The 13,443-nt window shown below is 58.6% G+C and carries 10 protein-coding genes; 5 read left to right on the top strand and 5 right to left on the bottom strand.

From position 1 onward, the window contains the following. The first annotated feature begins 280 nt into the window (after positions 1 to 280). From QNA11_RS17020 to QNA11_RS17005, 4 genes are all read left to right on the top strand, one after another. Positions 281 to 1,042, top strand: a complete 762-nt coding sequence (locus QNA11_RS17020; RefSeq protein WP_281929092.1) for an RraA family protein — start codon at positions 281 to 283, stop codon at positions 1,040 to 1,042. A gap of 233 nt (positions 1,043 to 1,275) precedes the next feature. After that, positions 1,276 to 2,445 carry a carboxylate--amine ligase gene (locus tag QNA11_RS17015; RefSeq protein WP_283483915.1) on the top strand — a complete coding sequence of 390 codons (1,170 nt, stop codon included), beginning with the start codon at positions 1,276 to 1,278 and terminating at the stop codon, positions 2,443 to 2,445. After that, positions 2,442 to 3,371 carry a DUF1932 domain-containing protein gene (locus QNA11_RS17010; protein ID WP_283483914.1) on the top strand — a complete coding sequence of 310 codons (930 nt, stop codon included), beginning with the start codon at positions 2,442 to 2,444 and terminating at the stop codon, positions 3,369 to 3,371. The genes QNA11_RS17015 and QNA11_RS17010 overlap by 4 nt, the downstream gene beginning before the upstream one ends. Before the next feature lie 164 nt (positions 3,372 to 3,535). Continuing rightward, a complete protein-coding gene (locus tag QNA11_RS17005; RefSeq protein ID WP_283483912.1) occupies positions 3,536 to 4,825 on the top strand; it encodes a glycosyltransferase family 4 protein in 1,290 nt (429 codons plus the stop codon). Between the two features lie 275 nt (positions 4,826 to 5,100). Here QNA11_RS17005 and QNA11_RS17000 read toward each other — a convergent pair whose 3' ends face one another. Further along, positions 5,101 to 6,336: a glycosyltransferase family 4 protein gene (locus tag QNA11_RS17000; protein ID WP_283483911.1), complete on the bottom strand. Its 1,236-nt coding sequence runs from the start codon at positions 6,334 to 6,336 to the stop codon at positions 5,101 to 5,103. A 45-nt stretch (positions 6,337 to 6,381) separates the two neighbouring features. Then, positions 6,382 to 7,119 (bottom strand): polysaccharide deacetylase family protein, encoded by a 738-nt coding sequence (locus QNA11_RS16995; protein WP_202071435.1) that lies wholly within the window; start codon positions 7,117 to 7,119, stop codon positions 6,382 to 6,384. Between the two features lie 668 nt (positions 7,120 to 7,787). On the opposite strand from QNA11_RS16995, the gene QNA11_RS16990 reads away from it, so the two are divergent. Next, positions 7,788 to 8,960, top strand: coding sequence for a polysaccharide biosynthesis/export family protein (locus tag QNA11_RS16990; RefSeq protein WP_202071434.1), 1,173 nt, complete (start codon positions 7,788 to 7,790; stop codon positions 8,958 to 8,960). Positions 8,961 to 9,089: 129 nt separating this feature from the next. Here QNA11_RS16990 and QNA11_RS16985 read toward each other — a convergent pair whose 3' ends face one another. The 3 genes from QNA11_RS16985 to QNA11_RS16975 all read right to left on the bottom strand — a co-directional run bounded on the left by QNA11_RS16985 (position 9,090) and on the right by QNA11_RS16975 (position 13,098). After that, a complete protein-coding gene (locus QNA11_RS16985; RefSeq protein WP_283483910.1) occupies positions 9,090 to 9,824 on the bottom strand; it encodes a lytic transglycosylase domain-containing protein in 735 nt (244 codons plus the stop codon). Between the two features lie 275 nt (positions 9,825 to 10,099). Then, positions 10,100 to 11,362 carry a DegT/DnrJ/EryC1/StrS family aminotransferase gene (locus tag QNA11_RS16980; RefSeq protein ID WP_283483909.1) on the bottom strand — a complete coding sequence of 421 codons (1,263 nt, stop codon included), beginning with the start codon at positions 11,360 to 11,362 and terminating at the stop codon, positions 10,100 to 10,102. Positions 11,363 to 11,409: 47 nt separating this feature from the next. Continuing rightward, positions 11,410 to 13,098 carry an FAD-dependent oxidoreductase gene (locus tag QNA11_RS16975; protein ID WP_283483908.1) on the bottom strand — a complete coding sequence of 563 codons (1,689 nt, stop codon included), beginning with the start codon at positions 13,096 to 13,098 and terminating at the stop codon, positions 11,410 to 11,412. Positions 13,099 to 13,443 lie beyond the last annotated feature (345 nt).

Here is a 13,443-nt window from a genome sequence, read left to right as displayed (position 1 = left end):
GGGACTAACTCTCGAGGATGCCTCCGATTGGATGAAGGCTTCCCCGCGCCACTCCAAAATTCATATGACATTCGCAAACCATCGCCTCGCTTTAGTGAGCGCTGCAGAGGCCCCTTAGAGGTAGCCCGTATATCTAATTCAGTAGAAGCCCAGGATGTGGCATTGAATCTGTGAAAGTTTTTTCTCTGGCGGAGAAAAACTTTTTCGACGCGGTGGGCAAGGAAGACAGCGGGCGTGGATGGAGCGCACGCATTTCCGATCCCACGAGGGAAACACGCTCATGAAACAATTTGCTTCGACAGCCGTGTCTTCGACGGGAAATGTCGTGCCGACGGGGGTGACCCCGCCGCGTTCAGCAAAGATCCACCTTGGCCCCGGATTCCGCATAAGACTCGATTTCGACAGGCCGGCGCCTGAGCTGCTGGAGGCATTCGAAGGGCTCGACGTCGCCGATATCTCCGACCAGATGAACAGGCTCTATGCTGTCGATCCCGAAATCAAGTCCCTGGCTGCGTCTGAAAAGCGATTGATCGGACCAGCCTGTACAGTGCGGGTTTTTCCTGGCGACAATCTTATGGTGCATAAGTCGCTCGATGTCGCGCGGCCTGGCGACGTCGTCGTTATCGACGCTCGAGGATCTTCTCTAAACGCTGTGCTTGGCGACATGGTTTGCACAAAGGCGAAGCATCGGGGCATTGCTGGCTTTGTGGTCGACGGATATGTGCGCGACATAGACGGCGTGCGAGAAACCGGCTTTCCGGTTTTCGCGCGTGGCACAACGCCCGTAGGGCCGCTCCATAGAGGCCCCGGCGAAATCAATTATCCAGTTTGCTGCGGCGGCGTCGTCGTCCACCCGGGCGACATTGTTGTCGGAGACTCGAGCGGAATCGTCATTGTGCCACAGGCGCACGCGATCGAAATCCGCGACCGACTGCAGGACTACCTGCGTAGAAGCGCGGATTACCGGCGGAGCCTAAGGGCAGGAACCTTTTCGAATGCCTGGGTCGACGACATCCTTGGCTCCTTAGGGTGGAGGTTCTGAGCACATTTAGAGGTCCGCGCGCTGCACATACTCGAACGATTGGCGATGACGACGCCGGCTTGGCGGTCAATGATGGCCCTGGCGTTCGTCACCATTATTGAAAAAAGACGGGTTCGTCCCACCCGGCTGAAATCCTGCGAGGAGCGTTCATGGTTGATCATAGCGATTTCAGTTCCCCTCAAAAGCAACCAGCCGCGGCGATCGTTATCGACGGGACATACAATAATTTGTCTGTGGCGCGCAGCCTCATCCGCAAAGGGATCAAAGTTTATGTCCTTTGCGATGCGAGCGAACCCGTTCGATACTCTCGCGGCGTCACATGGCTACGCATGTCCGATGGCGGATCGCCCGCGTCATGGGAAAAGTTCCTGCTTGGGCCGGAGTCGGATTACCTTGGCGGAGCGGCGCTGCTTGCCTGTAGCGATCCCGCAATAAAGTTGATCTCTCAAAATAGTGAAGCGCTCTCGCGCAAATTTCTGATCGAGGAGGGTGATCCAGCAACCCGGCTTTGCCTCCTCGACAAGCTGCAAACCTATTATAGAGCTCGGGAGGCCGGCGTGCCGACGGTCGATTTCGCGCTCGTCGATTCCGCTGCTCAACTCTCCGAGCTGACGTCCAAGTTTCGCTTTCCGTTCATTCTCAAACCTCTCTATTCTCCGGACTCGGCTCGGCTCGGCGGAAAATTCCTGATGGCTCGCAATGAGAGCGAGCTGCTCGCTCTCAAGGATCGGCTCGCGACAGGGATCAAGACCGTTGCAATGGAATTTGTTCCGGGCGGCGACGATCTCCTCTGCAGCTACTATTGCTACATGGATGAAAGAGGGGAGCCGATCGTCGAATTTACAAAGCGATTGCTTCGCCGCTCCCCGATACACACGGGCAGCGCGTGCTACCATATTTCGGACTGGAATCCGGAAGCCGCCGAGCTAGGACGAAAATTCTTCAAACATGTGAAGCTCCGCGGGATCGGAAATATCGAATTCAAACGCGACCTACGGGATGGCCGTCTGAAGGTCATCGAAGCCAACGCCCGCTTTACCTTGGGAGACCCTTTGCTTGTGGCAAGCGGCGTCGATCTTGCCTGGATCACCTACGCCCGTCTGACAGGTCAGCCGGTGATCCCGACGCAGGATTATAAAAGGGATCTGGTATTTTGGCTACCTGCTGAGGATCTCCGCACCTTTTTGCAATTGCGATCGCGAGGCGAGATTACCCTTTTTGAATGGTTGCGCAGCATATCGCGCGCGCGCGTCCTTCCCTATTTTTCATGGAAAGACCCAGCGCCGAGCCTCTACTGCAATGCGCAGCGCGCCTTACGGCTCGTCGAGATGTGCCGCGCGAGACTCCTCGGGAAATCTATCGACTTGCGCCTTCCCGGAGTCCAGGCGGGTAAGAACTCATGAGCCGAATTGCACTTTTGTCTCCCGGAGGCCTTGGCGCGGCAATCGGGCGCGCTTTGGCGGCGACGGGCCATGAAGTCTTCTGCGACGTTTCCGGTCGAAGCGAACAAACCAGGCAGCGCGCCGCCGAAGCCGGCCTTGTTCTGACGACATTGCTTCCTGAAGTAATCGACGCGTGTGATGTGATCCTTTCTTTTGTGCCCCCTGCCCAGGCATTATCTGTCGCTCGACTGGTTGCGCGGCGCCGGAGCGAGCGCGACATTCTGACATCCTCCTCTCGGCCCCTTTATGTGGATGGCAACTCTATTTCGCCATTGACGGCGCAAGACGTGCTCGACGCGCTCGCGCCCGCCGATGTCGCTTCTGCGAAGGTGAGCGTGTTCGGTCCATCGGATAGCCTGACCATAGACAACATCATCGTCATAAGCGGAGAGAACGCCCGTGAAGCAGCGGCGCTTTTCGAACCGCTTACGCGAGTCAAAATAGCAGGCGACGATTTCGTCGCAGCCGCCGCCGTTAAAATGTCTATGGCGAGCGTGACAAAAACATTGCCGGTTCTTTTTTTGGAGGCGATGGGCGCCGCCGCCAACTCCAGCCAGCTCGAGCTCACGATAAGCCTTTTTGAGGAACTCTATCCGGGCATGTTGCAGTTTCTGCGTCGAACGCTTCCAACCTACGTCCATCATGCAAGGCGCCGGCTGGATGAAATGCGGGAAATCGAAACTTGGGTCGACGCGATGAGAGGAGACGCCGCGATCACGAGGAGCGGCAGGCTTGTCTTGGAGCGGCTTCGATTGGAGGAAATACCGGCCGAGGAGTCCGAGAACCTGGTTGCTCTTATAAAGGCCGCGCTGACGCGAACTGCTTTGCCGCGGGATTCGAATGACGCCGAGCAGAACGTCCGGCATGAAATTCATGCCCAAGCATAGGTTTAGAATTATGCGACTTCGGATTATCTCCGAAGAGCATTTTCCAACCTGCAAGGGACGCCTTTAAGAATTTGCTCAAGGTCCGCGTAGCGCATCTTCGCGCCTCGCAAAACTCTCCGATCCGTTTAACGTCAATTATGCGGGGCTTTGCTGTGAAGATCCTCATGAGCGCATTTTCATGTGGCCCGGGGCAGGGATCCGAGCCTGGCGTCGGCTGGAATATGGCGATCGAAACGGCTCGATTGGGTCATGTTGTTCATGTGCTGACCCAAACAGAGTTCCGTACCGAAATAGAAAGAGAGATCGCTGCGGGAGCCTTGCCGCCAAATCTTACTTTCGACATATACATGCCGCCCTGGCTCGAGGCGTTGCGGGACCGCGGCTTGAAGATGGGTTTCTTTTCCCTCACCTGGCACACGGTGAATTTCCTATGGCAGTTTTGCGCGCTTCAGCGCGCCTGGCGCCGTTATCGACACGCAGGCTTCGACATTATTCACCACGTCACGCTGGCGGGAATCCGCTATCCGACGCTTCTCGCGTCACTTGGGCTTCCCACAGTGATCGGCCCCTTAGGCGGCGGCGAAAGAGCGCCGTTTGCGCTACGCAAAAGCATGCCTTTGAAGGATCGGCTTTCGGAGCTTTTTCGCGACATGCACAATGTGGCGTTGCGGATCGACCCATTTACCCGCTCGGCCTTCCGTAATGGCGCGCTTATTTTCGTGCGTTCCGAAGAATCTCTCGCCGCGGTCCCGCCTCGATACCGGGACAAAGCCGTCGTCGACGTCGGAATGGGCATCGCCGAGGCTGAGGAAACGCGACCGCAGCGTCGCGTCCCGGGTCGTCCATTTCGGCTGCTTTATGCGGGACGGCTGGTTTATTGGAAGGGCGGCCATCTGGCCATCCGCGCGCTCGCCGCTGCCCGTTCGCGCGGCGCCGAAGCGACATTGATACTCGTCGGAAGCGGGCCCGCGCGAGGGGATTTCGAGCAGTTGGCGCAGCGTCTTGAGGTTTCCGAGCATGTCCGATTTCGTGGTCAGGCGCCCCATGACGAAACGCTGACGATGTTTCGCGAACATCACGCCTTTCTTTTTCCCAGCCTGCATGACGCGGCACCGACCGTGGTGCTCGAAGCCTTCGCCAATGGATTGCCCGCGATCTGCCTGGGGTTGGGCGGTCCGGCGAAAATGGTGGACGAGACCTGCGGATGCGTCATTCCGGCCGCGGGGCGAAGCGAGGCGGAATGCGTCGGCGCCCTTGCCGATGCGATAGCTTCTCTTGCGCTGGATGAGGACAAGCGTCTCGATTTGGCAAATGGCGCAGTCCGACGCTACCAGCGCTACAAGTGGCCGTCCGTGACGGCGGCGCTTTACGCCGAGATCGAAAAGCGTTTACCGGCGCGGTACATCGAAAGTCGCGACGCGGAGCAGAGCTTATCCGCTCGATGGAGGTCGTGATCCGCTTGCTTTGTCGGGCGCGGTTCCCGCCCGCAAGCGCGTGATCGGGAATCCAGAGCCACAAGAGCGCTGGTTTTGCCCAGAGCCCGTCATTGCGAGCGAAGCGAAGCAACCCAGGGCAGCGATGTGGCGCTGGATTGCGTCGTCCGCCTCCTCGCAATGACGGCGGTGATTTCCTGTGTATCCAAACGGCGCGAGCGTCGGGGACGGCGCAGAACCGAATCTCGTATGACAGACCCCGGTGCGAGCCAATTCCGGAAATTGTTCGACTCGATTTACTGAGGCGTTTTTTGGCGGGTCTCGGCGTAAACGCGTATAGATTGGCGCTGCCTGCTCTTCCCGGCGTCCGCCGTCGCGATGGCCTGTTCGTAGATTCGCATGAGCGACTTGTGATTGGCGTCTTCGGTAAAATTGTCAGCATAGGCCCGATAAGCGGCTCGGCGCATATGAGCGCGCGCGACTCCATCCGCCATCATACCTCGAATTTTCTGTGCAAGATCCGATGCATCGCCCGGTCGAAACAACAGGCCAGTCACGCCATTTTCAATAATCTCCCCAATGGGCCCGAAGCTTGGCGCGATGACGGGCGTTCCTTTGCCAAAGGCCTCGACGATCACGCGCGGAAAATTTTCGTAGCATCTTGACGGCACAATCAGCGCTTCGGCGTCTCCAACGAGTTCGTAGACAGCTTCTATGTCGAGCTGGCCCAGCCACTCGATCGCAGGCTCTTTCGAGCACGCATCTTTTACGCGCCCCGCCATCGGGCCGTCGCCGATAATCTTGAGAGGGACCTCGCGGCCGAGCGCGCCCCAGGCCTCCAGCAATAGATCGACGCCCTTCTCGCTAGAAAGGCGTCCAGCATATATGACGTAGCCGCCGCGCCCGGGACCCGGCTGGGCGTCACGAGCGAGGAAGTTAGGCTTCGTCGCAACTCTACTGGCTGGAAAGCCGCCCGCGACGAGCTTGCTTCTGCCGAATTCGCTAAGTGCAATATACATATCGACGGCGTTGCGCCATGTCCCTGCGAGTTTATGGATCGCGAGCATCCCGGAGATTGTCGCGGTCGCCGCGCGACTTGCGCGGTAGCACTTATTTTTGATCGCGGGCCAAGGAACCATTTTGTCGCAGCAATCTTCACACACCCTTCCCTGACGGAAGAAAAGCCCGTTGGGGCAAAGAAGCCGGTAATTATGCAGGGTCTGAACGACTGCCGCGCCGTGCTGCTTGGCTGCGTAATATGCAGAGGGAGAAATCAGCGGCAAAGTGTTGTGGAAATGCACGACCTGGGGGCGGCGGTCACGCACGATCGCGCCAAGGTCGTTGAATGCTTGTCTGCTCCAGATGGTGTTGGCGGCGAGCGTGAGGGGCGGCATCCCCTCGAGAGAGTCGTTGTGGACAAAGTATTCGATCACATTGTGGCCGTGCGACCTCAGCATTTTCACCTCGTCCTCGACGCACTGATCCTCTCCGCCTCTTTGCTGATAAAAGTCGTGCGCGACGACGATGTCCATCGGGGAGCCCTCGCTGCCTTCAAAATTTGGAAATGCATCGCCGTCTCAGCGACTCTCTTCGGCGCATAATTGCCCGTTCGAGAGCGTGCGCGCGTCTTTTGCCAGGTCGCCGAGAAGCGCGAGGATATATTCCAGACGCTCCCACTGATTATTGTCTTGCAGCTCCCATGAATGGCCCCAGAGGTGAAACACGCCCCCTCTTGTCGTGGCCTCGCAAGCGAGCGAGCGCGCCAATACGGGCCAATCGCGCGAGCGGCCATGGGTGACGAAGCGCCATATGCTCCTGAGCGCCGCCCGCTTTAATGTATTTCTCGCATAGACCATCGCGTCGTGGGGGTGGGCCTGGATCGTCGTCGGCATCAGCATGATGCCGCCCACGCGTTGCGGAAGATCGAGAGACAGCAGCGCAACGGTTCGAAACCCGACATAGCCCGCCCGCTCCGCCATGAGCATATGCTGACGGCTGTATCGCCCCTGAGGGGGGCAAAACATTCTGCAAGAGACGCCCGTGACACTCTCGACCCAGCTTTTCGAGCCGGAGATCTCCGCCTCTGCGCGTGGAAGGGAAACCTCGGTCAGGACTTGATGCCCAAGCGTATGCGCGCCGATTTCGAACGCCGCGCTCAACTCGCGGATTTCGCATTCTGTCAGAGTTGCTTTCTCATTGGCGCGAGGGATGTAGAACGTGCCGGAGACATCGAATTTCGCCAGTAGCTCCGCCACGCGCAGATCCAGCGGATGTCCGTCGTCCCAACTGGTCGTAATAAAGGTTTTGGAGGCCACGGATTCGGTTCTCCTCAATCGGAAGCGGCGCTTTCGAAACGAAAAAGCGCTACTCGGTCGCTGAGGCATTAGCGCCCGGGCGCGCACATCTTTGAATTGGTCAAAGGTAGCGGCGCCAATCTCTCACGCTCGAAGTCGTGGTAATCCGGACTTGCCTTGGCATAGGCGTGTTCGCGTCTTGAGCGTCCGCTCGACCCGCCAATCTCGAATGTCCATATGCGGTGAGCAGAGCGACACAGCGGCGCCCGGACCTCGCCGGTGTTGCCGAGATGATCGTGCAAAGCCCGGCGACCGATCCGAGCGCGACCTTAACTATAAGAACACGGATTTCGCCGGGATAATGCTCAAGCCCAAGCATCTCGTCGCGGTAATTTTCGTCGACCTGGCGACCGATCGCGTCGCAACAAGGTCAACTCCCAGTAAACATTGAGATTACCTCGAAAGTTGACGCCCTTGTGACGCCATTCTCTTGGCGCCGGAGGGTTCCAATTATCTGGGTCTTGGCCATTTTGCTTGTTGTGAGATTGCAACAGTGAGCATAAACTCTCGTACGTACGTAACATTCTCGATTGCGCAAATTGGCGGATGCATGAGACGTTCATGCGGAAATATCTATAGCGTAACGCATCCTATCGCCGTGTAGCTCAACGAAAAGGATTACCCGATCCATGCGAGGCTTGATCCCCTTCACGGGCTTGCTGTTGCTGCCGCTCGCCCTCGAAGGATGTTTCACGCCCGGCTCAGGGCCGCAGATCGAGGCTGTTTACGCGAATGCGGTAACCCAAGATGGCGAGGTACTCCGCCCGAACTATGAGCTGATCGAATACTCCAGCCCGATCCTCGAGATCCTGCGACGCCGGTCCAGCGACAGCCTCTATGGCCACTTCGGCGGCGGCCGCTTAGGTCCCTCGCAGGTCACGATCGGGGTTGGCGACGTCATCGGACTTTCGGTCTACGAAGCCTCCGCGGGAGGGCTTTTCACGCCGGCCGCAACGGACACGATCCGACAAGGCAATTACGTGAATTTCCCGCAGCAGGTCGTCGAGCAAGACGGAACCGTGAGCGTTCCTTACGCCGGCCGCATTATGGCGAGAGGAAAGACAACCCGTCAGCTCGAGCAGGAAATCGTCAGCCAGCTCAAAACGCGAGCGGTCGAGCCGCAGATTGTCGTCAGCCTCGTCGATTCGCGTTCGAGCCTCTTTTCGGTTCTCGGCGAAGCGCAGAGGCCCGGTAGCTTCCCAGTCAACTGGGCTGGCCAAAAACTGCTCGCGGGCATCGCTCTCGCAGGCGGCCCGAAGTGGGCCGATTACGAGACTTCCATCACGATCAATCGTGGCGGGAAGACCGCGACGGCCATGATGCAGAACATCATCGCCGATCCCCGCGAGAATATCTTTCTGCGCCCGGGGGATTCAGTCTTTTTGCGACGCGAGCCGAGATTCTACACAGCGCTCGGAGCGGCAGGCAAAAGCGGCCATTATCCAATCGACGTGCCCAAGATCACCCTTGCGGAGGCCGTCGGCCGCGCGCAAGGACTTCTCGATACGCAAGCCGATCCGACAGGCGTGTTTCTGCTCCGCTGGGAGAAGAAACAAGCGCTCGAGAAAATCGGGCGCCCGGTGGCGAGCTACGTTACGCCGACCGTCCCGACCATCTATCACTTTGATCTAAGAGATCCCAATCATTTGCTGGCGTCCCAGCAAATCGACGTCATCCACAGCGACGTCATCTACATCAGCAACGCGCCGACGGTCGAGCTGAGAAAGACGCTTCAGGTGCTGGCGGACCTTTCCTACATAACGCTGAACGCCGCCCAAACGAGTTTCGTGCTGCACTACTGATACGAGATCCGCTTGATTGGGTGTCATTCCCGACGCTCGCGTAGCGAGCGATCGAGAATCCAGTGCAACAACAGCGCGTTTGCGGCATTGGATTCCCGCTCGGCGCTTAAGCATGGCCTAACCCGGCCGTCAGCCTCTGTTTCGGGCAAATAGGAAACGCCCCCATTTGGCGTGCACCTTTTGCTTGAGCGCCCGGATGCGCGCCTCATGCCACACCCAGAAATTTTCGGAGCTTTTGAACCGTTTTGGCGATTGCGGCCTAATAAGAAGTTTGGCCGGAAGCGGCGCCCCGGCTGACACATTTAAGGTCGGGGCAATCGCGCGCGGTTCAGCATTCGCGCTTGAAATGAGTCGCGGCGCGATTGCGTCCTCGCGCTTGAACCCGGAGTCGATCTGCGAAAGATACAGCTTTGCGCGCCGACAATAGTCGATCGAACGCGCGGTCATGCGCTCTTCTCCGAGGCCCGCTCGGTATTTCATCAATGCGCGACAGATGTCGCCGTTCGACATACGCCAGGCTTTGGCGAGGTAACCCACGCCGTAGTAAATGTTGGTTTGCGGCGCAGCGAGGTCGCTCATGGCGCCCTTGAAGCCCATCATGGCGGCGGTGCTGGGAAGCACTTGCATCAGCCCAACCTCCCCCACTGCCCCCCTCGCCTCCGGATCATAGGCGCTTTCGATATAGGCGACGGCTTCTGCGAGGTCTTCTGGAAGATTCCTGGTCTTTGCCTCGGCGCGCACCATGCCGATCAACCTGGCTTTAGGCGAGGTGAAACGCGCGTCGATCAAGGGCATTGCTTGCGCTGGCGGCTCCTCTTGCGCCGTCAGGAGCTTGATGCCGCTCGTCGCCTCGCGCGCGGACATAGGGGCCTCGATAGGCGCCGGCTTTTGCGGTCGATTGCAAATATCTGAAGCGAGCGCGCCGGATAGCAGGCAAATCCCAAAGGATGTGCGCGCCGGGCGGAACAACCCGGACAATTGCCGGTTCTCACGTCGCTGCATTGGATGCTCGCATGTCAGCAGGTCTCGCGTCGGAGTTGAAAAAGCGATGGCGCTTATGAGCGCCTCGCGCCGCGCCGATTGATCTATTTCCATGAGACCAGCGCGCTCGCCGCTGGGTCTCGTGAAACGCAAAGCGCCTAAACTCTTTCCTTTGGCGCGTTGTCGATACGCGGAGATTGGACATCCTGCGCGTAGTTCGCCAGTACCTCGGCGACGCAGCTTGCCAGCTCCTCGGCATAAGACGCGGAGATTCTCGGATGCGTCGGCAGCGTGAGAATGGCGCGCACGAAGGCGGAGATCGTGCTGGAGCGTCCTGCAATGGTCGCATTCGCGGGAAGCTCGTGCACATTAGGATACAACATGAGGCCGATGTCATAGCCGCGCCGCAACACTTCCCGATAGACGCGCTCCCTGTTCTCTTTTCCGACGACGATCGGATAGCTGAACCAGGACGAGGCCGCGCGCGTCTCTTCGTCCGTTTCCGCCGCCGCGCAAAGGTCTCGGAATCTTTTGTCATAGATCGCAGCGATCTTTCGCCGATGCGCATTGATGCGCTCGACATCGCGGGACTTGTGGTTCCATTCCGCAAAGGCGCCCAGTGACGGACGGGTCGTGATCGTCTCGTCCAGAGTTGGCGTTTCGATCAGAACGCGGGGAATAAGATCGGCGATTTTCCCCTGCTGCACGCTTAGTCTTCGCGCCCGAAACGCGAAGGGAAACACCAGCGGACTTGTCAGAAATGCATAGCGAAGCACCGTCTTCGCCATTCCGAGATACTGCCGCGGCCGCAGACGTGGCCAGCGCGACACTTCGCGCGAGAGCGCGTCGAAAAGCTCGGCGTCTCTTGTGGCGATAAAACCGCCCCAGATGAAATTCTGAATCTTGAAGCCCGACAGGCTGAACACGCTGGCGTCGCCGAACGCGCCGACCGGCTGTCCGTCGAGCGTCGCGCCCAGCGCGACGGCGCAATCCTCGAAGACTTTCACGCCGTTACTGTGGCACAGGCCGACAATCTCCTGCGTCCTGTTCTGGGTGACGCAATAATGCGTGAGCAACACGCAGGCGGCGCTGTCGTCGATGAGAGAGCGTAGATGGGCGACGTCCACATTCGTGGAATCGGGAAGGCAATCGACGAACACCGGCTCGCCGCCGGCAAATCTCACCATGTTGACGACATCGGCAATCGTCAAAGGCGACATCAGGACGCGCCGCCTCGTATCGGCCAGCGCGCTTTTGACCAGAAGGTACAACCCCGCCCGCGCCCGACCAAGCGGGAGGATATAAGCGCCGCCCAGCCTCTCCGAGCTTTGCGCAATGAAGGTTCTTTCTGATTGCACGTTTCCCGAGACCCACGGCGTGAGGTACCGCATCGGGTAGACGATCTGCCTCGGCTGGACCATTCGAACAACTCCACATTTGCTTCAGGCGCACAACAGGACCTAGCCTGTCATGGCGTTCGAAGCGTGCTTTCTGCGTTCGCCAATTTCGTAACGATGTCGGCGCTCGAACCACGCTCCAGAGTGGATGCGATATGATCGGCGAGTCGAAGCGCCAGAGCGACGATGGTCGTCGTTGGAAAATCGCCGCCTGCTGTGGGAAAAATCGAGCTGCCGGCGACATACATATTCGTGATTTCGTGAATGCGGCAGTTGGGATCGACGACGCCGAGCTTGGGCGACTCATGCATGCGCGTCGTTCCCATATGGTGCCAGCATCCCTCCTGCGAGAAACTTTCCGGCCAGCCATTTTCGACGATGGGCGGGTCGAGCGCTATGTCGGCGACTCCGGAGCGGCTCAACTCTTCAGCGACAAGAGCGACCGTACGGTCGATGGTTCTCTTGGTTTGGTCGCCGAGGCGCCAATCGACTTTCACCCGGTTCAAGCCGAGCTGATCCCTCGCCATGGAGAGCGTCACGCGGCTATCGGGATTGGGAGCCGGTTCGCAAATGACCTGGAGCCGTGTGTGGTCGATGAGCGAGCGCATCTGCAGCGAGCCCATTTGCAGATAACGCGCGGCGATGAAGCCGAGAGTATTGAGCGGCTGCCCCGCCAGCGTCAGGAATTCGCGCAGCAGGGAGCGTTGCGTTTCTTGAACGCCTTCGAGTCGGCGCTTGAGGCGGACAAGCGCGTCTTTCACGCCTGTGTATTCGCCCGGGAATATCGGCACGAAAGTGATGTTGGTGTTCAACAGCCGCTCGCGCTCGCGCGCTTTGGGACTTAAGGAGAGATGCCCGGCGATGCAGGTGCCGTGGGCGGCGACGGCGTCGTTGCGGTAGTGGAATTTCGCGTCATAGAGCATGTTGTCTGACCATCCGTCACGGAAGCGGACGGTTCCCGTCGTCAGGCAAGGATGATCCATGAAAAAGCGCCCGACCAAATCATGATGATTGCCGAGCCCCTGCGGCCGATCCTTGTTGGACAGCAACAACAGGCGCGCGTTCTCTATGCCCCCGGTCGCCAGGATAAAGATTTTCGCTGCAACAGTCGCCGAGCGCCCATTCAACATTCTCAATCGCGCGTAGCGAACCGACTCGCCGCCTCCTGTCGAAATGTCGGTGACATTCGCATTGAGGAAGACGGTGACATGACGCGCTTGCTTCAATTGCGGGCGGTAGACCTGTCCAAATCGCACCGGCGGGCTGAATTGAGAGATAACGTCGATAACATCGTCGCCGGCATAAGAGTGGCGCCGGACGTTGCTGCGTCCGATAGCGTCTACCCAGAAAGACGCGTCGAAATTGGTTGGGCCAAGCTGCAGAATGGAATGGGTGCGCTCATAATAGGGCTCGAGCTCCGATCTTTCGAACGGCCAGCCGCTATAGGGGACCCAGTGGCGCGCGACGAAGTCGTCTTCTTCGAAGGGCCTGCACCAGCCGCCCCAGCAGTTGCTGCTTCCGCCAAGGTAACGGCTACGGCAGCCATCGGCGAAACGATAGGGCAGCCCAACGCTCTCCCCACGATAAAGGTCGCGGTTGGCCTCTTCGCTTTGGAAGCCGCCGCTCTCGATGAGAACAGCCTTTATGCCGCGTTTCTCGAACTCGAGCGCGACGGTGATCCCCGCAACGCCCCCGCCTATGATGCAGATCTCGGATTCTATCCTGTATTCATCGTCCAAACCCAACGCGTCGATGAACATGATCCGCTTTTCCTTGAATAATTACGGATCGATCAGACCATGATAGCAATATTATATCAATAACGAGCGGCGTTGAATTCTGGATATGCTTGGCTAGCAAAAAGGTCTAAGCCGAATGGGCTAAGTATGATTTTTTCGAGACAAGGACATTCTTCATCATTTGGGCTTGCGTCGTGAAACGCGGTTGCATTCGAACGGTAGCACCCGTGGGAGAAGGCGAGGCGCCTTTCCGCCCCTTGCCGCTTGAGTCGCGCTTGGCAACGAATACTTAGGCGTCGGCGGGAACGACAACCGGCTCATGTTTACGGGAAGCGTCATGCAAACCGTCATTGCGAGCGAAGCGAA

Origin of the sequence: Methylocystis sp. JR02 (assembly GCF_030063565.1) — a bacterium.
Classification (GTDB): domain Bacteria; phylum Pseudomonadota; class Alphaproteobacteria; order Rhizobiales; family Beijerinckiaceae; genus Methylocystis; species Methylocystis iwaonis.
The sequence above is the reverse complement of the archived record's forward strand: the minus strand, read 5'-3'. Positions and strand labels throughout refer to the sequence as shown.